The sequence below is a fragment of the Agromyces sp. G08B096 genome (assembly GCF_040267705.1).
Taxonomy (GTDB): domain Bacteria; phylum Actinomycetota; class Actinomycetes; order Actinomycetales; family Microbacteriaceae; genus Agromyces.
Window position 1 is genome coordinate 568,227 of record NZ_CP158374.1, and the last position, 19,931, is coordinate 588,157.

At 71.1% G+C, this 19,931-nt stretch carries 16 protein-coding genes; 4 read left to right on the plus strand and 12 right to left on the minus strand.

Annotation, left to right across the window (positions count from 1 at the left end; genetic code table 11):
• Window positions 1–67 precede the first annotated feature (67 nt).
• On the plus strand, window positions 68–1,366 hold the full coding sequence (locus ABIQ69_RS02760) for an MFS transporter (RefSeq protein WP_350348875.1): 1,299 nt from the start codon (window positions 68–70) through the stop codon (window positions 1,364–1,366).
• Window positions 1,363–3,159 carry a sugar-binding domain-containing protein gene (locus ABIQ69_RS02765; RefSeq protein ID WP_350348876.1) on the plus strand — a complete coding sequence of 599 codons (1,797 nt, stop codon included), beginning with the start codon at window positions 1,363–1,365 and terminating at the stop codon, window positions 3,157–3,159. Before ABIQ69_RS02760 ends, ABIQ69_RS02765 begins: the two co-directional genes overlap by 4 nt.
• Window positions 3,160–3,166: 7 nt before the next feature.
• On the opposite strand, the gene ABIQ69_RS02770 is transcribed toward ABIQ69_RS02765, so the two are convergent.
• From ABIQ69_RS02770 to ABIQ69_RS02790, 5 genes are all read right to left on the minus strand, one after another.
• Entirely contained in the window at window positions 3,167–3,520 is a 354-nt protein-coding gene (locus ABIQ69_RS02770) for a hypothetical protein (protein WP_350348877.1), read from the minus strand.
• A gap of 156 nt (window positions 3,521–3,676) precedes the next feature.
• Window positions 3,677–4,699 (minus strand): DUF2804 domain-containing protein, encoded by a 1,023-nt coding sequence (locus ABIQ69_RS02775; protein ID WP_350348878.1) that lies wholly within the window; start codon window positions 4,697–4,699, stop codon window positions 3,677–3,679.
• A 77-nt stretch (window positions 4,700–4,776) separates the two neighbouring features.
• Entirely contained in the window at window positions 4,777–5,682 is a 906-nt protein-coding gene (locus tag ABIQ69_RS02780) for a carbohydrate ABC transporter permease (protein WP_350348879.1), read from the minus strand.
• Complete coding sequence (locus ABIQ69_RS02785) at window positions 5,679–6,518, minus strand: sugar ABC transporter permease (protein ID WP_350348880.1); 840 nt, start codon at window positions 6,516–6,518, stop codon at window positions 5,679–5,681. Before ABIQ69_RS02785 ends, ABIQ69_RS02780 begins: the two co-directional genes overlap by 4 nt.
• Before the next feature lie 83 nt (window positions 6,519–6,601).
• On the minus strand, window positions 6,602–7,969 hold the full coding sequence (locus ABIQ69_RS02790; RefSeq protein WP_350348881.1) for a sugar ABC transporter substrate-binding protein: 1,368 nt from the start codon (window positions 7,967–7,969) through the stop codon (window positions 6,602–6,604).
• Between the two features lie 210 nt (window positions 7,970–8,179).
• Between ABIQ69_RS02790 and ABIQ69_RS02795 the strand changes: the two genes are divergently transcribed.
• The gene (locus ABIQ69_RS02795) at window positions 8,180–9,247 is read left to right on the plus strand and encodes a LacI family DNA-binding transcriptional regulator (protein ID WP_350348882.1); all 1,068 of its coding nucleotides are present in this window, start codon (window positions 8,180–8,182) and stop codon (window positions 9,245–9,247) included.
• Here the strand turns inward: ABIQ69_RS02795 and ABIQ69_RS02800 are convergent.
• Window positions 9,225–10,250: an acetylxylan esterase gene (locus ABIQ69_RS02800; protein ID WP_350348883.1), complete on the minus strand. Its 1,026-nt coding sequence runs from the start codon at window positions 10,248–10,250 to the stop codon at window positions 9,225–9,227. The genes ABIQ69_RS02795 and ABIQ69_RS02800 overlap by 23 nt on opposite strands.
• 87 nt (window positions 10,251–10,337) lie before the next feature.
• Here ABIQ69_RS02800 and ABIQ69_RS02805 point away from each other — a divergent pair, with 87 nt between their 5' ends.
• Window positions 10,338–11,159: a DeoR/GlpR family DNA-binding transcription regulator gene (locus tag ABIQ69_RS02805; protein ID WP_350348884.1), complete on the plus strand. Its 822-nt coding sequence runs from the start codon at window positions 10,338–10,340 to the stop codon at window positions 11,157–11,159.
• Between the two features lie 13 nt (window positions 11,160–11,172).
• Here ABIQ69_RS02805 and ABIQ69_RS02810 read toward each other — a convergent pair whose 3' ends face one another.
• The 6 genes from ABIQ69_RS02810 to ABIQ69_RS02835 all read right to left on the minus strand — a co-directional run bounded on the left by ABIQ69_RS02810 (window position 11,173) and on the right by ABIQ69_RS02835 (window position 19,918).
• Entirely contained in the window at window positions 11,173–12,072 is a 900-nt protein-coding gene (locus tag ABIQ69_RS02810) for a substrate-binding domain-containing protein (protein WP_350348885.1), read from the minus strand.
• 74 nt (window positions 12,073–12,146) lie between these two features.
• Entirely contained in the window at window positions 12,147–14,420 is a 2,274-nt protein-coding gene (locus tag ABIQ69_RS02815; protein WP_350348886.1) for an FAD-dependent oxidoreductase, read from the minus strand.
• Window positions 14,421–14,516: 96 nt separating this feature from the next.
• A complete protein-coding gene (locus tag ABIQ69_RS02820; RefSeq protein ID WP_350348887.1) occupies window positions 14,517–15,836 on the minus strand; it encodes an extracellular solute-binding protein in 1,320 nt (439 codons plus the stop codon).
• Window positions 15,837–15,904: 68 nt separating this feature from the next.
• Entirely contained in the window at window positions 15,905–16,858 is a 954-nt protein-coding gene (locus ABIQ69_RS02825; RefSeq protein WP_350348888.1) for a carbohydrate ABC transporter permease, read from the minus strand.
• A complete protein-coding gene (locus ABIQ69_RS02830) occupies window positions 16,855–17,778 on the minus strand; it encodes a sugar ABC transporter permease (RefSeq protein WP_350348889.1) in 924 nt (307 codons plus the stop codon). The genes ABIQ69_RS02825 and ABIQ69_RS02830 overlap by 4 nt, the downstream gene beginning before the upstream one ends.
• A 262-nt stretch (window positions 17,779–18,040) precedes the next feature.
• Window positions 18,041–19,918 (minus strand): hypothetical protein, encoded by a 1,878-nt coding sequence (locus tag ABIQ69_RS02835; RefSeq protein ID WP_350348890.1) that lies wholly within the window; start codon window positions 19,916–19,918, stop codon window positions 18,041–18,043.
• Between the last annotated feature and the right edge of the window lie 13 nt (window positions 19,919–19,931).

Sequence of the window (19,931 nt, forward strand, 5' to 3'; positions counted from 1 at the left end):
GTCCATGCGGTGGCGGCGACCTGCTACTGTCATGACAGTCTTTCAACGTGGAAACAATTGGATGCCGATGACCGCCCCGCACCCTCAGACCCGAGCGCGCCCGCCTCGCCCGACGGCCGGCCTCGGCGGCCGCACGTGGACCGCCCTCGTCATCATTGGGCTCGTCGGCCAGCTCGCCTGGACCGTCGAGAACATGTACCTCAACGTCTTCGTCTACGACGTGATCACGCCGCAGCCGGAGGCGATCGCGCTCATGGTCGCGTCGAGCGCGGTCGCGGCGACCGTGGGGGCGATCATCGTCGGCGCCTGGTCCGACCGATCGGGAAGGCGACGAGTCTTCGTGGCAGCGGGCTACGTGCTCTGGGGCGCGTGCACCGCCGCCTTCGGCCTCGTCGGCGAGCCCGACGGGGTGGCCTCGGGAGTCGTGGGCGCGATGACGGCGATCATCGTCCTCGACTGCGTGATGAGCTTCATCGGCTCGGGGGCGAACGATGCCGCGTTCATGGCGTGGGTCACCGACTCGACGACGCCGTCGAACCGCGGCAGGGTCGACGGGATGCTGGCCGTGCTGCCGCTCGTCGCGATGCTCCTTGTGTTCGGTCTGCTCGACGGTCTCACCCGCGCGGGCGACTGGGGTGTCTTCTTCGCCGTGGTCGGCGCCCTGACCGCCGTCGCCGGCGGCGCATCCCTGCTGCTCATGCGAGACCGGCCGGTCCCGCGATCCGGCGAGCGCGTGTTCGCCTCGATCCGGCACGGGTTCCGGCCGAGCTCGGTGCGACGCAATCCCGGCCTGTACCTCACGCTCCTCACGTGCGCGGTGATCGGCACGAGCAGCCAGGTGTTCCTTCCGTACGTCATCATCTACCTCCAGCGTTACCTGCGGATCGAGGCGTACGCGCTCGTGCTCGGGGTCGTGCTCATCGCGGCATCCCTGCTCAGCATCCTCGGCGGCCGGGTGATGGACCGCGTGGGCAAGGAGCGCTTCCTCCTGCCCTCGGTCGGGGTCTTCGCGGCCGGCCTGCTCGCCATGCCCTTCGCACACGAACCGGTCTGGGTCATCGCGGCCGCGACGGTGATGATGACCGGCATGATGGCCTCGCTTGCGACCGTGAACGCGCTCGTGCGCGACCGCACGCCCGCCGAGCGAGCGGGCGCCGTGCAGGGGCTCCGGATGATCCTCGGGGTGATGGTGCCGATGATCCTCGGCCCAACGATCGGCGCTGCCGTCATCTCCGGAGCCGGGACGACGTTCGAGCAGCTCGGCGTCGTGCAGCCCGTCCCCGGTCCGCAGATCTTCGTCGCCGCGGCGGTGGTCCTGCTGGCCGGGCCGGCGGTCTGGGCGTGGGCCCGCAGGGCGAGCGCATGACCGCCGAGGCCATGGCCGCCGCCGAGCGCACCGTTGAGCGAGCCGCTGACCCTGCACCCGAACCGGTGCTCGCCGAGTACCCGCGCCCACAACTCGTCCGCGACAGCTACCTCAATCTCAATGGCGTCTGGCGGTACGCCATCACCCATGCGGACGGTCCGCCGGTCCAGTGGGACGGCGACATCCTCGTGCCCTTCTCGCCCGAGTCCGAGCGGTCCGGCGTCGGCCGGTCGCTCGAACCCGGAGCCCACCTCTGGTACGAGCGAGAACTCGTGCTGCCCGACGGATTCCTCCAGGACCGGGTGCTGCTGCACTTCGGCGCGGTCGACCAGGACTGCGTCGTCTTCGTCGACGGCCGCGAAGTCGGGCGGCACGTCGGCGGCTATCTGCCGTTCACCTGCGACATCACCGAGGCGGTCGGCGGGGGAGGCTCGCATGTGCTGCGCGTCGAGGTGACGGATGACTCGGACGCGGGGTACGCCTCGCGCGGCAAGCAGGCGCTGAAGCCCGGAGGGATCTGGTACACGCCGCAATCCGGGATCTGGCAGACCGTGTGGCTGGAGTCCGTGCCCGCCGTGCACGTGACGAGCCTCGACGTCCGGCCGTGCCTGTCGGACGCCGCGGCCGAGGTCGTGGTCCACCTCGGTGGCGGCGACGCCGACATCGAGGTCGTGCTCACGGCCGACGGGGAGCCCGTCGCCCGCGCGTCGGGCCGGTCGGGAGAGCTCCTCCGCCTCGAGCTCGCCTCGGTGCGGCCCTGGAGCCCCGAGGACCCGTTCCTGTACGACCTCGACATCCGCGCGGGCGAGGACCGCGTCGCGAGCTACCTCGGCATGCGGAGCGTGACGATGGAGCCCGACGCCGACGGGCGACCGCGGCTCATGCTCAACGGAGCGCCGTACTTCCACGCCGGCGTGCTCGACCAGGGGTACTGGCCGGACGGGCTCTACACCGCGCCCTCCGACGAGGCGCTCGTGCGCGACATCCTCGCCATGAAGGAGCTCGGCTTCACGATGCTGCGCAAGCACATCAAGATCGAGCCGCTCCGCTGGTACTACCACTGCGACCGGCTCGGCATGCTCGTGTGGCAGGACCTCGTCAACGGTGGCCGCCGGTACCACCCGCTCGTCATCACCGCACCGGTGCTGCTGCCGATCCGCCTCGACGATCGCCGACATCGGGCCTTCGGCAGGCAGGATGCCGCAGGACGGGCCGCGTTCCGGGCGGAATTGGATGCCACGGTCCGGCTGCTCCGCAACCATCCGAGCGTGGCCGTCTGGGTGCCGTTCAACGAGGGGTGGGGCCAGTTCGACGCGCTCGACGCCGTGGAGCGGATCCGCGCGCTCGACCCGGACCGGCTCATCGATCACGCCAGCGGGTGGCATGACCAGGGCGGCGGGGACATCCGCAGCCTGCACGTCTACTTCCGACGCATCCGCGCTCGGCGCTCGTGGGGACGGGACGGCCGCACGGTCGCCGTTTCCGAGTACGGCGGATACAGCCTCAGGCTCGCAGGCCACGAGCACAGCGAGCGGGAGTTCGGGTATCGCCGCTACCGGTCGATCGCGGCCCTCACCGCCGCGTTCGTACGGTTGCACCGACGCGAAGTGCTCCCCGCGATCGCTTCCGGGCTCTCGGCGATCGTCTACACCCAGCTGTCCGACGTCGAGGACGAGCTCAACGGCCTCCTGACTGCGGATCGCAGCGTGTCGAAGGTCGATCCCGGCGCCGTCCGCGCGGTGAACGTCGAACTCGCCGCGGCCTATGCGCGCGCGGCGAGTCGACGAGGCTGACGAGCGGTCAGCGCATGATCGGATCCGCGCTGCGAGCTCCCCGGGGCTGCAGGGCGGCGAGCGGGAAGGATCGCGCGGGGAACTGCGCGGGCGTCGCGGCGAAGAAGTCGTACATCGGCTCGACGTCAGTGCCGCCCTGTCGCACCCAGGCGCGGGTCGAGGCGGCCCGGCCGTTGCCGGATTCGATCACGATGAAGTCGGCGGGGCCCTCGGGATCGGCGGGAAGGTCGAGGTGCAGGTCGGCGGCACCGCCAGGATGGCGGAGGGCGGCTCGGATGCCGCCGCCGGCGGCGAGTGCGGCAGCGGCGGACACGCGGAGCACGCGGAACGTCTCGGAGCTGAAGGAGGCGGGGTCGGTCATTCGTCGATCCGTTCGGTCGGTGGAGCGGTGGATGGGGAGAAGTGAGCGGGGCGCCGGATCTCGGGCCGACGCCCCGCTCTGCCCCGGGCGCACCGTGGACTGATGCGCGATTCCCGAGGCGGCTCTGGGGTCAGAGGTGCGCGGCGCGGGTTCGGCTCACCATCGGCGCTCGACCTCTTCGACGTGTCCGAACACGTCGGCGAACGCGACGACGCGGCCATCGTCGAGCTCCACGGTGCCGGCGTACGTGCCGAAGCACGTGTCGCCGCGGCTCTTCACGATCCAGCGATCGAAGACATGCCGGAGGTGACGTTCGGGTGTGAAGGTCACCTCGACCGACGGGCCCACGAGCCGCCAGGGCGCCGTCCAGTCGGCCGGGTCGTAGCGCCATTCGAGGTGGGAGCTCACCTTGTGGAGGCGCCCGTCGAGGCGGATCCAGTTCTCGGTGGAGGGGGTGCCGTCGGTCCACTTGCCGCCGAACTGGAGGCCGAGGGCCTGGCCGTCGGCCGTGACACCGTTGCCCGCGCCCCAGTTCCACAGCGTGAAGTACGGCCATCGGCCGCGTCCGCGATCGTGCACGGCGATCGAGTGCTCGGCGTCGATCTCCTGGACGATGCCGTCGACCGAAATGAGACCGACGGCTCGGAGCCCGTTGTCCTTCTTCGTGTACTGGAACCGTCGATCGCTCCATGGCACCACGACAGCCATGGACTCGTGGTCGTCGGGTGCGACGATCTCGACGTCCACGTCGATGCGAGCCGAACGCCCGTGCAGGAGGGTGCCCCGGTCGGTCGGCGTCATGCGCACGAGCACGTCCTTCCGGCGGGCCTGCATGGGCTCGCGGTCGGCGGTTCGGTCGAGCCCGCCGCGGCGAGGCATCCACGTGTTGCCCCCCTGCACGATCTCCGACCAGGTCGACCGGTCGATGCAGGTGATGGAGACGTTGGCCCGGTAGTCGTGGTGCGAGATGTTCATCGTGAAGATCGTCGACGGCGTCTGCACCGACCAGTACTCGAACCGCTTGTTCCGGCCCCACCCGGGCAGTCGCGTGTCGTGCAGCGCTCCACGCGCCCAGCCGACCGCGTCGGGGTTGAGCCGCCCGTCGGGCAGGCACAGCGCCACCGGCTCCGTGATCTCCCGCTCGCGGATGCGCTCGCCTCCGCGGGGAATGGCGGTCATGGGCAGTCTCACTGGTGTCCTCCTGGGTGGGTTCGATCGGTGTGGAAGCGTCGTCGGGCGGCGGCATCCCGCATCGCTCAGCCCTTCATCGCGCCGTCCGCGAGTCCGCGGATCAGCCACTTCTGCACGACGAGCGCGAGGATCACGACGGGGATGACGGTCACCATGCCGGCGGCCGCGAGCGCGCCCCAGTTGGCACCGGTCTCGGTGTCGCCGGCCATGCCCGCGATCGCGACCGGCACGGTCGTCGCGTCGCGATTGGTGAGGACCAGCGCGAACAGCAGCTCCTCCCACGCGAGGATGACGCTGAAGATGAAGGTCGAGATGAGGCCGGGCGCCGAGATCGGGACGATGATCCGGAAGAACGCGCCCATCTTTGAGCAGCCGTCGAGCATCGCAGCCTCCTCGAGCTCCTTCGGCAGCGCGAGGAAGAACCCTCGCGTGAGCCACATCACGTACGGGATGACGAATGAGCAGTAGGCGAGGATGAGCGTGATGTGGGTGTCCATGATGCCGAGCGTGCGCGCCACGAGGAACATGGGCACGGCGAGGGCGATCGGCGGCACGCCGCGGGAGGCGAGGATGAGCGCGCCGATGACGCCGGCACCGCGGATGTTGAGCCGCGAGAGCGCGTAGCCGGCCATGGCGCCGGCCACGAGCGACACGAGGCCCGCGCCGAGTGCGACGATGACGGTGTTCACGAGCTTCGGGCCGAGGTCGCCTCGCGAGAAGGCGTCGATGTACTGGGCCAGGGTCGGGTCGAAGAAGATCGTCGGCGGCACCGTGAAGATGTCGCGCTGCTGCTTGAACGAGGTCAGCAGCATCCAGAGCAGCGGCAGCAGGAAGAGCGCGCAGACGATCGCGCCCGACCAGATGCGCGCCCGTTCGCCGGGCCGGCGTCGGTCGGCGCGACGGCGCCGCGCGGGAGATGGGGTCTCGGGGATGGGCACGACGTCGCGTCGCGCCTCGGTGAGCGTGCTCACAGGCGGTCCTCCAGCTTCTTGCTCACGGAGAGGAAGACGAACGTCAGGATCATCGTGATGACGAGGACGATCACGGCCATCGCCGATGACTCGCTGAACTTCAGCAGGCGGAACGCCTGTTGATAGATGAAGAGGTTCACGACGTTCGTCGCCTCGCCCGGCCCCCCGTTCGTGGTCGCGAGGATGACGTCGAACATCTTCACGGCGCCGAGCCAGCGGACGACGAACGTCGCGGCGATGATGGGCGCGAGCAGCGGCAGGCTCACCGACCGCATCGTCTGCCACCAGTTGGCGCCGTCGACCTTGGCGGCCTCGAACAGGTCGCTCGGCAGCGACAGCAGCGCGGCCGACGCGATGAGGGCGACGAACGGCACCGACCGCCAGGTGTCGATCAGCACGATGCTGATCATCGACATGGTGGCGTCGCCGAACCAGTCGATGGGAGGGAGGCCGAACAGCCCGAGGAACCAGCTCACGCCGCCCCACAGCGGGTCGAGGATCATCTTCCAGATGCCGCCCGAGACGACCGGCGCCACCACCATCGGGATGAGGAAGAGGGCGCGGACGACGCCGCGCCCCCTCCACTCCGCGTTCATGAGGTACGCGATCCCGAAGCCCAGGACGATCTGGAGCGGCAGCGCGAGCACGAGGTACACCGCGGTGACCACGAGCGAGTTCTGGAAGCTCTCGTTCGCCAGGGCGGCGGTGTAGTTGTCGAGCCCGGTCCAGTCGGCCGGAGCGAACGTGGCGAGGTCGAACTCCGAGAGGCTGATCTGCACCGTGTAGAGGAGCGGGTAGGCCAGCACGGCGACCAGCAGCACCGTCGCCGGCAGCATGAAGGTCCAGCGGCCGGCGAGATCTCGCCACCGTGCTCCCGTCCGCGCGGGACGGGCTGGTCTTGTGAGTCCGACGCTCATGGTTACTTCGCCAGCAGCTCGTCGATCTGGTCCGCGGCCTTGTCGAGCGCCTCCTGCGCGCTCGCTTGGCCTTGGACGGCGGCGCTGGTCTGATCCGCGAGGATCTCCTGGATCGCGTTCGACTCAGGGCTGCGGGGGCGCCACATCTCGCCCTCGGCCGCGACGTCGTACGCCGACTGCAGCGTGGCGAGCACGGGCACGAGCCAGTCCTCGGCCGGCGTCTCGGCGAGCGTGGACTTGCGGGCCGGGAACGAGCCGAGCGTGTTCGTCGTCCAGACCTCGCCCTCCTTCGAGCTCATCCACTGCAGGAGCGCCCAGGCGGCCTCGGGGTTCTTCGTGTTCTTGAACATCGAGCCGCTCCAGATGCCGCGGTGCGTGCTCGCGCTCTCGGAGCCGACCGGCATCGTCTGGATGCCGACCTGGTCGGGCGTGAGCGTCGTGACGTTCGGGTCGACGGCTGCGCTCTTGAAGGCGCTGCCCCAGGTGAAGATGGTGGCGACCTTGCCCTGGCGGAACGCGTCGAGCGGCTCCGTGTAGTTGTAGGTCAGGGCACCGGGCGGGGCGTACTCCAGCAGGTCGACCTGCGTCTGCAGCGCCTCGACGCCGGCGTCGGTCGCGAACGTGGGGTCCATCCCGTCGTCGAAGAGCGCGCCGCCGTCGGAGTTCAGCACGGCCTGCCAGAAGGGCGGGGAGAGGACGCCGCGGACCCACGTGAGGCCGACGGCCCACGAGTCATCCGTGCCGTCTCCGTCGGTGTCCTGCACGAGCTGCGGTGCCTGCTCGAGGTACTCGTCCCACGTGAGCTCGGGCGTCGGCTCGGGCAGTCCGGCCTTCGCGTAGAGGTCCTTGTTGTAGAACATCAGGAGCATGTTCGAGCGAAGCGGCACGCCGTACTGGCCCCCATCCCACTCGCTCGCGGCGAGCGGCGCAGTGTTGAAATCGTCCCAGTCGTAGTCGGGATCGGTCCACTCGTCGGCGTCCGTCTTGAGCTCGTAGAGCACGCCGGCCTCGGCGAGCTGCGGAGTCCAGGGGTCGTCGAGCGTGATGAGGTCGTACTCGGGGTCGGTGTCGGTGCCGTTGAGCAGCCCCTTGGCGAGCAGCTCGGTGTAGGGGATCGCGTCGATCGTGACGTCGATGTACGGGTAGGCCTTGTTGAACTCGGGCACGAGCTCGTCCTGCCACTGCTGGGCGAACGCGTCGTTCGACATCATCGTGATCTCGACGTGCTCCTCGGCGGTGCCGAGGCCGCCGCCGCCGGGTGACGGGTCTCCTCCGGACGGGCTGCACGCCGTGAGCGCGGTGAGCGATGCCGCGACCGCGATGCCGAGCGCGACGGCGCGCCGGTGCTGGTGCCAGCGGATGGGAACCATGCTGATCATCTCCTCGTCATTGAACGGATGTCACGACTGCCGAGCGCCGCGCGGGTCGAATGGGAAGGGGGCGGTCGTGGTTGGGGTCTGCGCTGCCGGCATCTGCCGGGGCGGGACTGGAGCCACTCAAGCAGATGATTCGCGACATTGCAACGTGGAAACATCGATTTGTGTCAACGTTGCAACAACGCGCTGGCTACGATGTGAACCGTGGAACCGAGCCCTCCCGCGTCAGCGCCCCGGAAAGCCGGGCCACCGACCCTCAAAGACGTCGCCGCCGTGGCGGGCGTCTCCTACCGGACGGTCTCCAACGTCATCAACGGGCATCGCTACATCAGCGACGTCACGCGCGAGAAGGTCGAGGCGGCGATCCGGCAGGTTGGGTATCGCCCGCAGCTGGCCGGGCGGCAGCTGCGCACCGGCCGCAGCAACCTGCTCACCCTCTCGGTGCCGTTCGTCTCGCACCCGTATTTCGCCCAGCTCGCGCACGCCGTCGTCACCCAGGCCGAGACGTTCGGATATGACGTCGTCATCGACGAGACGCGCGGCCTGCTCGAGCGCGAGCTCCGCGTGGCCGCCGGGTTCCGCGCCATCCTCACCGACGGGATCCTCTTCAGCCCGCTCTCGATCGACCTCGCCCGGTTCGAGGCCGAGCGCGGTGACACCCCGCTCGTGCTCCTCGGCGAGCGGTTCCGCAGCGCGCGGATCGACAGCGTGGTCGTCGATAACGTGCAGTCCACCTACGATGCGACGGCCTCGCTCATCGGCCGAGGCCGCCGTCGGCTCGCGTTCCTCGGCACGGTCGCGGCGGGGACCATCGGTGCGGCACCGGCCGACCTCCGGCTGCGGGGGTTCCTGCGGGCACTCGAGGCGAACGACCTCGAGGTCGCGCGCACGATCGAGGTGTCGCGGTGGGACCAGCAGCACCCCGACGGCGACTACTCGCGCGAGGAAGGTTACGAGCGCACGACCGAGCTCATCGCGGACCTCGGCGACATCGACGGGCTCGTGTGCGCCAACGACCTGCTTGCGATCGGCGCGCTGCGCGCGTTCCGCGAGGCGGGGATCCCGGTCCCCGGCCGGGTGGCCGTCGTCGGATGGGACAACACGGCGGAGGCGGCCTACGCGGCCCCCTCGCTCTCCACGATCGCGCCCGACCTCGACGAGATCGCCCGCCTCGCGATCGTGGCACTGCTGCGCCGGCTCGACGAGCCGGATGCCGAGCCGCAGGCAGCCTCCGCGCCGTACCGGCTGGTCACGCGCGAGTCGAGCGGCTGACCGCCGGGCGCGTGAGCGCCCGCTCGAGGTGCGCGAGGCCGGCGGCCGAGGCATCCGCCCGTACGTCGTCGATGCCGGGGAACTCGGCGTGCCCGGCGGGCAGCACCGCGAGCTCGAGCTCAGCGCCCGCGACGCGCGCGGCCGCGCGCTCGATGCCGTTGGCGACGGCGAACTGGCCGGGCGGTGGCACCACCACGTCCCAGCGGGCGGCCTCGACCCGGACCGGCACGCGCAGGAACGTCGCGGCGGTCGACGCGTCGAAGGTGCGCAGCACCTCCCGCGCCTCGGGGTGCACGGCGACGTGCCGCCGCACGGCCTCGCCGCTGCCCTCGCACGCGAGCCCGAGCCGCAGGTCGTACTGCCCGAAGCTCGGCACGATGAGGGTCGCCCCCACGTAGCGGTCGTCCCAGGGCAGGGCGAGCGCGCCGATGCCGCCGCCGAAGCTCTCGCCGATGTAGTACAGCGGCAGCGGCCCGGCGACCTCCGTCAGCGCGTCGGCCGCGTGCCACAGGTCGACGGCGCAGCGGCCGAGCACGTACGTCTCGATCGCCTGGATGCCGTGCAGCACGTGCTCGTCCTTCACGGCCGGGGCGCCGACGCCGGCGTTGAGCGTGCCGAGCCCTCGCGCCACGGGGAAGATCGCGGCCGCGTCGGCGGGCACGCGCGAGAAGTCGGGGGCGTCGCGTCCGCCGTACCCGTGGCCGTGCACGACGCCGACCCGCGCGGCGCCCTCGGCCGGCACGGCGAGCCAGGCCCGCAGCCGCAGCCCCTCGGCGGCGGTGTGCTCGACGAGCGACACCTCGTGCGCGCCGACCCGGCCGAGCGGCGTGAGCTGCGGCTCGGGCGCCACCGCGGATGCCTCCACCCGCCAGGTGCGCCAGGTCTCGGCGAAGCCGGCCGCGGCCTCGACCGGCTCGACCGCTCGGAGATCGGCGAGGTCGTAGCCGTAGGTGCCGTCGATGGCGCTGCCGGCGAACCACTCGTCGTAGGGTGCGGGGATCATGCGGGTCCTCTCAGGTGGGGCTCGGTTGCCGTCGTCGCCCGGCGCGATCGGCGTGGCAGACTGGCCCGAGGGTCGGAAGGAGAGCGGGTGCTCGTCGCGGAACGCAGGGCGCGGATCATCGCCGAAGTGCGCCGGCGCGGTGCGGCGACCCTCGCCGATCTGGCCGGAGAACTGGGCGTCAGCGCGATGACCGTGCGCCGCGACATCGAGGCGCTCGACGCCGAGGGGCTCATCGCCAAGGTGCGCGGCGGCGCGACGACGCCCGGTACCGCACGCCCGGCCGACGCCGGCGACCGCGGCTTCGAGGCGCGCACCCATCGGATGCTCCGCGAGAAGCGCGCCATCGCCCGCCAGGCGGCGACGCTCGTCGAGCCGGGCATGGCCGTCGGGCTCTCGGGCGGATCGAGCTCGTGGGTGCTCGCGCAAGAGCTCCGCTCCGTGCCCGACCTCACGATCGTCACGAACTCGCTGCCGGTGGCCGACCTCTTCGCCCGGCCCGATCGCGCCGACGAACCGTACACCCAGACCGTCGTGCTCACGGGCGGCGTGCGCACCCCCTCCGACGCGCTCGTCGGACCGGTCGCCGTGCGCTCGCTCGAGCAGCTGCACTGCGACATCGTCTTCCTCGGCGTGCACGGCGTCGATCTGCAGGCGGGGCTCACCACCACGAACCTGCTCGAGGCCGAGACCGACCGCGCGCTCGTCGCGGCGGGCCGCGAGGCGGTCGTCCTGGCCGACCACGCCAAGTGGGGCGTCGTCGGGCTCACGACCATCGTCGACCTGCACGAGGTCGACCGGCTCCTCACCGACGACGGGCTCGCGCCGGAGGCGCAGCAGGCGCTCGGCGAGCAGGTCGGCGAGCTCTGGGTCGTGCCGGTCGAGGGCGACGCGCCGACCGGCGAGAGCTGAGCGGCCACCCGGGTCAGCGGGCGGTGCTCGCGCGCGCCACGATGTGCGCGTCGACGATCACGTGCCGCACGGGCAGGTCGGCCCCCGGGCGCGCGGCGATCTGGCGTTCGAGCTCGGTGAGGGCCGCCTCGACGATGCCCTCCTTGTCGGGCGCCACCGAGCTGAGTGCGGGCGTCGCGAAGCGGGCCTGGCGGACATCGTCGATGCCGATGACGGCGACCGTCCGCGGCACGGCGACGCCGGCTTCGTGCAGCGCCGCCAGCACGCCGAACGCGACGGAGTCGTTCGAGCACACGACGCCGTCGAAGTCGACGCCGGCGGCGAGGAGCTCACGCATCGCGCGGGCGCCCTCTTCGGGGGTGAAGGAGGCGAGCTGCGCGACGAGCGCCGGATCGGCGGCGAGCCCGAGGGCGGGATCCGCGACGGCCTCACGGTATCCGGAGTAGCGCTGGTCCGCGGCATCCGAGGGGCTGGCGTCGCGCGGGCCGACGAAGGCGACGCGGCGGCAGCCGACCGACGCGAGGTGCGCCGTGGCCTCGCGCGCGGCGCGGCGGTTGTCGATCGTGACGTGCGTGAACGGGCTCACCTGGATGTGCTCGCCGAGCAGCACCAGCGGCCCGGGTGACGTGCGCCGGGTGAGGTCGCCGACGGTGAGCGAGCGGGGGATGTGGATGAGCCCGTCGGTCGGCGGCAGTCCGACACCGTTGGCGATGTCGACCTCGCGGTCGTGGTCGCCCTCGGTCTGCTGGATCAGGATCGACAGGCCGCGTTCGTTGGCCCGCCGGACGAGGAGCGCGGTCAGCTCGGCGAAGTACGGCTCCTCCAGGTTCGGCACCGCGAGCGCGGCGATGCCGGTGCGCGCGCGCACGGGAGCGGGAGTGCTGCGTCGGGGTGCGGGGGAGGCGTCGCCCACGGTGCTGCTCCTCGTCGAGATCCGGTCGGAGCCCGAGCGATCGGCCCCGGTGACGACGCTAGCGCGTGCGCGACTCATGCCTGCACCCGGAACGCCACGACCCGCGCCTCGCGGGCGCCGTTCGTCGCCTCGACCACGAGGCGCGCGGCCCGGATGGGGCCGAGCTCGGCGGGCAGCGGGTGGATGCGGTGGCGACGCCGGTTGTCGCGCTCGGCGACGACCTCCACCCAGGACGCGGCATCCGGTGCATCGACGGGCAGCACCTCGACCCGGTAGTCGCGCACCAGCTGCGGCAGCACCTCGTCGGGGCTGCGGTGGTGGTGCAGGGTGTTCAGCTCGAGGTCGACATCGTCGTCGAACACGAGCCGAACCTCGCGGGCCTCGACGGGCTCATCCCAGTCGAGGCGCAGCCATTCGGGCTCACCGGGCCGCATCGGCTCCGACGCCCATTCGTTCGGTCCGCCGTACGGGCGGTTGAAGCCGCTGATCGCGCGCTCGGGCGCGAGCGCCTCGCTCTCCGCCGGCGTGCGGAACACGACGGCACGGCCGCGCAGCGGCTTCGTCGGCCACTGCACGAGCAGCTCGTCGCGGCTGATCTCGACGTTCTGGTCGTCATTGTCGACGCGGTGCACGAGGGTCAGCACGCCGGGCGGCAGCGGGGCGGTGGTGTGCACGGCGAGCTCGGGGTTCGCGCGGAGCACCACGATCGCGTTCTGCGGCGTCGCCGGCGCGAACGGCACGTCGACGCGCACCCAGCGGGCCTCGCCGGCCTCCACCGCGACCGAGGTCGCATGCTCGAGCACCGCCGGCACGACGTTCTGCGGCTTGCCCGTCGAGAACACCTCGACCTCGAGCGTCGTGTCGCGGTCGGCGGCGACCCACAGATCGATGGTCGTGAGCCGCGGATGCGCGGGCAGCACGATGCCGAGATCGTCGACGAGCGGATGCCGCGTCCGCTCGTCGCCCTCGCCGGCACCGGCCGCGATCGCGGCCAGGGTGCTCGACGCGCTCGCGCGGGCCCGACGTGCCAGGTCGGTCGGGTCGTCGTTCGCGACGCCGAGGACCGAGGCATCCCATCGCAGCAGCGTCTGGCGCAGCTCCTCGCGCCGGTGCAGGTAGAGCTCGCGCGGCGTGACGCCGTGCTCGACGCAGAGCGCCGCCGCGGTGCCGGCGGCCTCGCCCATCGCGGCGCACGTGGCCATGACCCGGGCGGCGCCGAACGCGATGTGCGTCGCAGATACATCGCGGCCGGCCATGAGCAGGTTCTCGACGTTCGCCGAGTACAGCGAGCGGAACGGGATCTCGAACACGCCCTCGGAGAACCGCTGCAGCGCACCGGCACCCTCGGCGTACATGCCCTGCGCGGGGTGCAGGTCGATCGACCAGCCGCCGAACGCGACGCCGTCGTCGAACGAGGTCTGCCCGATGATGTCGCCCTGATGCAGCGTGTAGTCGCCGATGAACCGCCGGTACTCGCGCTTGCCCGGAAGGTTGCCGATCCACTCGAGCGTGAGAGTGTCGGCGTCGAACTTCCCGGAGTTCTTGATGTAGTCCCAGATGCCGAGGATCACCCCGCGGAGCTCGTCGCGGATGCGCTCGTTGTCGTCGACGATGTCGAGCTCGCCGCCCCACTCGATCCACCAGTAGTGCGCCCCCGAGTCGCCCGAGCGGATGACCCGGGAGGTCGGGATCGGGGTGCTCGTGATGTCCTTCGCGGTCTCGGGCGCGATGTACTTCACCGGGCGCCCGACGTCCTTCGTGTAGAAGAGCAGCGTCGAGCCGAGGAACTCGCGCACCGGCTCCTCCGGGGCCCACTCCTCGCCGAACTCCGCCTTGCCTTCCTTGCCGAGCCGGTACCTGGCGCCCGCGAGATGACCGACGAGCCCGTCGCCCGTGCAGTCGAGGAAGACGGGCGCGGTGAACGTGGTACGGATCTCCGAGCCCATCGTCCACCCGGTCACCGACTCGACGCGGCGCGCGTCGTCGGGACCTGATGCCTCGACCTCGAGCACCTCGGTGTTGAGGAAGAGCCGGAGGTTCGGCTCCCGGCGCACGGTGTCGAGCACGACGTCGTCCCAGTAGACCGGGTTGCCCTCGGGGTTGCGGAACTGGTTCTCGACGTACAGCTCGCCGATGATGCCGGTCTCCCGCGCCCAGCGCTGGTTGCCGTGCGCGGTCGCCCCGCACACCCACACCCGCACCTCGGAGGAGGAGTTTCCGCCGAGCACCGGGCGGTTGTTCACCAGCACGACCTGCCGTCCCTGGCGGGCGGCCGCGACGGCGGCGCTCACGCCGGCGAGCCCGCCTCCGACCACGATGATGTCGGCCTCGACGGTCTGGGTGCGCATTGCTGGTGGGGTCCTTCCGGTGGTGCGGGGTGTGGGGGTGCGGGGCGGAGTCCGGTGTGCGGTCGGGTCGGACCCTGCTGGGCCCGACCCGACGGATCAGCCGATGAGCTGCTGGGCGGTCTCGCCCGCTTCCTTCATGGCGTCGGCCGGGCTCTGCTGCCCGACGAGCACGGCCTGCACCTTCTCGGCCACGGCCGACTCGATCTGGGCGTACTGCGGGAACTGCCAGAACGGGTTCGTGGTCGCGGTCTTGGTGATGCGCTCGCTGAAGAGCACGCCGAACTCGTCGCCGGTGACGACGTCGGAGGCGAGCGCCTCTTCCGTGACCGGCGGCAGGCCGCGGATCTCGTAGTCAGCGAGCACGGCCTCGGTGTCGGAGGTCGCCCACTGGCCGAAGTCGGCCGCGGTCTCGGCGCCCTCGCCGGAGACGACCGCGATCGCGCCGCCCCAGACGAGCGCGCGGGGCGTGTCGCCCTTCTTCAGCACGGGGCGGGAGACCGGCACGAGCTTGGACGCGAGGTCGGCGTCGGGCGACTCCTTCGTGACCGCGCCGCGGCCCACGGGCGCGTCGTCGTAGATCGCGGTGCGGCCCTGCGCGAACAGGGAGCGGGCGTCGAAGCGGTCGACGTCGGCGGCGATGAGGCCCTGGTCGTAGAGCGACTTGTACCAGGTCACCGCCTCGATGCTGGCGTCGTCGCCGATCGTGACCTCGCCCTTCTTCACCAGCGGGCTGCCGAACGTCTGCATCCAGATGAGGATGTCCTTCAGCTGGGCGGCCTTCGTCGAGGCGGCGTAGGGGATGAGTCCGCCGCCGAGGCCCTTCAGGTCCTTCAGGGCCGACTCGAACGCATCGATGGAGGTGGGGAACTCGTCAGCCGAGATGCCGGCGCGGTCGAGGATCTCGGAGTTGGTGACGAGGCCGATGGCGCCGATCGTCCACGGGAACGCGTACTGCACGCCGTCGAACTGCGCGGCCGTGAGCGCGGACTCGGTGTAGCCGCGGCCCTTCGTGAGCGCGGAGACGTCCTGCAGCTTGCCGAGCGCGGCGAGCGACCCCAGCCAGGCGACGTCGACGTGCGCCGCGCCGGCGAACTGACCCCCGCGCACCTGCAGCATGAGCTGGTTGAAGTACTCGTTGTACGGGAACGAGACCTCCTCGATCTCGACCTTCTCCGCGCTCGAGTACTGCTGGAGGAGCGCCTTCAGTGCCGGCGCCGCGGCCTCCTCGGTGAGCGACCAGCTGGCGAAGGAGAAGTCGGTCGGCGTGAACGAGCCGGTGCCGGCGGTCGCGGCCGGGGCGCCGCCGGTCCCGGTCGGCGCGCAGGCGGCGAGGGTCGCCGTCGCGGCGCCGATGCCGAGGATCGAGAGCGCCTGGCGACGGGTGATCGCGGACTTCAGGCCGGTGGGTGCGGACATGGTTCCTCCTCTTCGAGGGGTCGGATGGTGCGGGTGGGGTGCGTGATGAGGTGGCCGGGCGGCCGGCGTCAGCCCTTGACCGCGCCGGCGGTCATGCCGCCGACGAGGTAGCGCTGGAGGGCGATGAACGCGATCGCGACGGGCAGCGACACGACGAGTGACGCGGCCATCAGTTCGGGCCAGGCGGTGGATGCCTCGCCGATGAACGTGTTCACGAGGCCGGGCGGCAGCGTCTGCTTGTCGGGCCCGGCGAGCGTGAGCGCGAAGATGAAGTCGTTCCAGCCGCGGACGAAGGCGAACAGGCCGGCGGCGACGAGGCCGGGCGCGGAGAGCGGCAGCACGATCTCGTGGATGATCCGCATGCGCGAGGCCCCGTCGACGCGGGCGGCCTCGATGAGTTCGTCGGGGATGGTGTCGAAGAACCCCTTCAGCATCCACACGCAGAGCGGCAGCGTGAACGTCGTGAACGAGAGCGCGAGCGCCGTGTAGGTGTTGAGCAGGCCGTACGCCGCGAAGACCGTGTACAGGGTCACGAGCAGCAGCGCCTGGGGGAACATCTGCGATGCGAGCACGAAGTACATCAGCGAGCGGCGCCCGCGGTAGCGGAACTTCGAGAACGCGAAGCCCATGTACGCCGACACGATGACCGACAGCACGGCCGTGATGACCGAGACGATGATGCTGTTGCGCAGATAGCCGAAGATCGCCTCGTTGGTGAAGATCGCCGCGTAGGCGTCGAAGGTGATCTCGGTCGGGAAGAGCTTCGGCGGGTAGGCGAAGACCTCGGTCCGCGGGGTGAGCGAGGTCGCGAGCAGCCAGTAGACGGGCAGCAGGGCGAAGCCGCCGCAGACGATCACGGCCGCCCAGGCGGCGACCCGGACGCCCGGGCGCTCGGAGCGCAGGGCGCTCGGCTTCCGCGGCCGGCGTGCCCGGCGGGCGTCGCGCGGCGCGACCTCGGCCGCGACGACGTCGGCGGGCATGGGGGTGACGGGGCCGGCGGGGAGCTGCGTGTCGAGGCTCATCGCTCCTCTCCCTTCTCCGAGAAGCGGACGTAGACGACGACGAGCGCCATGAGCAGGATCATCCAGAGCAGCCCGATCGCACCGGCGTGGCCGAGGTCGAAGCCGTGGAACGCAGTCTCGTAGACCGCCGTGGCGAAGGTCTGGGTGCTGCCCGCGGGACCGCCGCCGGTGAGCACGTAGATGATGTCGAAGTGCTGGAAGTTCCAGATGAACTCGAGCAAGATGACCAGCCCGATGATGCCCTTCAGCTGCGGCACGGTGATCGAGAAGAAGCGGCGGATGGTGCCGGCACCGTCGATCTCGGCGGCCTCATGCAGCTCGGGCGGCACGGTCTGCAGGCCCGCGAGCAGCATGACCATCATCCACGGGAACGACTGCCAGGTCTTGGCGATGATCACCGCCGCCATCGCGGTGCCCGGCTGGGCGAGCCACGCCTGCGGCTCCTGGATGAGGCCGAGCCCCTCGAGCACGGCGTTCATGACGCCGTAGTTGGCGTTGAAGATCCACATCCAGAGGAAGGACACCACGACGCCGGGCACGAGCCAGGGGATGAGCATGAGTCCGCGGAGCACCTTCGCGCCGCGGATGCGGGTGTTGAGGGCGAGCGCGAGCGCGAAGCCGATGAGGAAGGGGAAGAGCGTCGTGCCGATCGTGAACACGAGCGTCTGGACGAGGAGCCGCGCGAAGTCGCCGGTGAGCACGTCGATGATGTTCTGCAGCCCCACGAACTCCCGGCCCGGCAGCACGAGGCTCTGCTTGAAGAAGGCGGTGACGAGCGCCGTGATGAGCGGGTAGACCACGACCGCGAGCAGCAGCGCCAGGCCCGGCAGGACGAGCAGGAAGGCGAACAGGCCATCGGAGATCCGACGGGGCTTGTGAAGTTCTGCTTTGAGTTGTGATGTTGGTGTGGCGGTAGTCACAGGGGAACTTCCTCGACGTTGAGGGCGATACGAACCTCAGTGGCCGCGATCGCGTCGGAAACGTGCGGATTCAGCATCCCTGCTGGGCGCGGTGGTCGTCAAACCGAGCCGATCACGGTTCGGTAACGGCGTGTGACAAAATGGGAAAGCATGAAATGAACTGCGACCTCGCGTCACCTCGGTGAACGCAGACAGCGCCGCGGGGCGAGGGCTCGTGGCCCCCGCCCCGCGGCGCTGGTCGGATGCGTCGGTCAGGCGCCGATCAGGACGACCTCCTCGCGCGCACCCGAGCCACCGCGAGCACCGCCACGGCCGCCGCGACGAGCGCCGCGCCGAGCCACGCGAGCGGAGCGGCGAAGGACGCGCCCGTGTCGGCGAGCGTCGAGGTCGCCGAGGTCACGGACACCGCCGCGCTCGCGACCACGACGCCGTCGATGGAGACGACGATCGTGTGGGCGCCCGGCGACGTCGCGGCCGGAATCGTCGCCGTCAGCGAGAACGCGCCGGAGGCGTCGGTCGACACCGTGCCGAGCAGCTGCGGCGTGGAGCGGAGCTCCACCGAGAAGCCGCTGGTCGAGGCCGAAAGCCCCGTGCCGCGAACCGTGACGGTCCCGCCGGGCACGAGGTCGCCCGTGACCTGCACCGATCCGTGCACGCTGCCGGGCTCGGGAGCGGCGGGCGGCTCCGTCGCCGGCGACGTGACGGGCGGCGTGGTCGCCGGCGGCGTGGTGGCGGGCGGCTCGGTCGGCTCCGGCTCCTCCGAGGGGTCGGTGCCGGCCTCGCCGAAGAAGGTGCCGAGCGCGGCGATCGCCTCGTCGGCGAAGGCGAGCTGGGTGGCGTACGCGGGGGCGTCGAGCCGGCCCGCGTACTGACCGGGTCGGTCGTTCACGAACCACCACTCGGTCATGTACTCCTTGTAGGTGCCGTCGCCGTTGTCGTGGATCCACTGCCGCACGACCGGCGCGGCGGCGCCGTCGACGGTCCGGCCGCGCTGGTACTCCAGCAGGTACGGCACCTGCAGCTTCTTCGCCCGGGCGAGCGGCAGGCTCCGGTCGTCGCTCGGGTAGTAGTCGACCTGGCTCGAGGCGGAGGCGCCCGGCACGTACTGCGTGACCAGGTTCGGCAGGTACGTGGAGACGAGGTCGCCGTAGAGGTGGGCGAACTCGGAGTTCGTGTCGCGGATGTGGAGATCGTTCGAGGAGGCGCCGTCGAGCCGCAGGTCGAAGAAGTACACCCGGGGCACGTCGTTCGCGACCGCCTGGCGGTTCACCTCCTTCAGCACGGCCCGGGTGTTGTGGCACCACGTGCCGCCGAAGAGCAGCACGATGTCGCCGTCGCTGTCGAGGAGGTGCACGAGCTCGGGGTATGTGACGGTCTGGATGCGCCAGTCGCGGTCGGACTCGCCGATGATCTCGTTCGGGCCGTAGGCGTCGGCGCCGCCGAACTGCGCGACGTGCTTGCCGTCGACGACGGCATCGGCGAAGTCGAACTGGCTCGGCGTCGCGAGCGCTGCGCCGTCCCCGATGACGTCGCGTACCTGCGTCTCGTATGCGGCCCGCGCGGCCGGGTCGTCGAGCGAGCCGGCTGCGACCGGCGTGGTGAGCGCCGCGACGATGCGGTCTTCGACGCCGCCCTCGGTGTGGGAGCGGTCGTAGACGAAGAAGTACGGGTCTTCGGTGCCGTCGAACGGCGTCTGGGTGTCCTTCGACAGGGCGTTCGCGACGACGCGCTGCCAGAGCGGCGCGACATCCGCGTTGGTCGTGGTGCGCACGTCGAGCGACTGCCCGTCGAGCTCGGGGTTGAACGTGTACACCCGCTCGACACCGGCCGCCTTCGCCGCCGCGTCGATGGCGCCGATGGTCTCGACCGTCGTGGGGTCGTCGGGCCCGCCGATGAGGAAGGCGAAGCGGCCGTCCTGGCCGAGCAGCCATTCGAAGCGCTCGAAGGTGACGGTCTCGATGACGGTGTCGGTCAGGCCGTACGTGTCGGCGAGGTAGTCGACGGTATCGATGGCGGAGTCGCCGGGCTCGGCGGCGGCCGGTGCGGCGGCGAGGGCGGATGCCCCGAGCAGGGCGCCGCCCGCGATCGCCGCGGCGACCGCGGCCGCGAGGCCTCGGCGGGAGGGGTGGTGGCTGGGCACGGAAGGTCCTTTC

Bases quoted from the DNA above. Each gene is read 5' to 3' on its own strand.
- ABIQ69_RS02785 (WP_350348880.1), bottom strand. From the start codon at position 6,518: ATGCTGCCGGCGACGGTGCTGCTGGTCGCCGTGCTGGCCTACCCGCTC.
- ABIQ69_RS02770 (WP_350348877.1), bottom strand. From the start codon at position 3,520: ATGACCGACCCCGCCTCCTTCAGCTCCGAGACGTTCCGCGTGCTCCGC.
- ABIQ69_RS02760 (WP_350348875.1), top strand. From the start codon at position 68: ATGACCGCCCCGCACCCTCAGACCCGAGCGCGCCCGCCTCGCCCGACG.
- ABIQ69_RS02775 (WP_350348878.1), bottom strand. From the start codon at position 4,699: ATGACCGCCATTCCCCGCGGAGGCGAGCGCATCCGCGAGCGGGAGATC.
- ABIQ69_RS02820 (WP_350348887.1), bottom strand. From the start codon at position 15,836: ATGTCCGCACCCACCGGCCTGAAGTCCGCGATCACCCGTCGCCAGGCG.
- ABIQ69_RS02800 (WP_350348883.1), bottom strand. From the start codon at position 10,250: ATGATCCCCGCACCCTACGACGAGTGGTTCGCCGGCAGCGCCATCGAC.
- ABIQ69_RS02765 (WP_350348876.1), top strand. From the start codon at position 1,363: ATGACCGCCGAGGCCATGGCCGCCGCCGAGCGCACCGTTGAGCGAGCC.
- ABIQ69_RS02815 (WP_350348886.1), bottom strand. From the start codon at position 14,420: ATGCGCACCCAGACCGTCGAGGCCGACATCATCGTGGTCGGAGGCGGG.
- ABIQ69_RS02825 (WP_350348888.1), bottom strand. From the start codon at position 16,858: ATGAGCCTCGACACGCAGCTCCCCGCCGGCCCCGTCACCCCCATGCCC.
- ABIQ69_RS02790 (WP_350348881.1), bottom strand. From the start codon at position 7,969: ATGGTTCCCATCCGCTGGCACCAGCACCGGCGCGCCGTCGCGCTCGGC.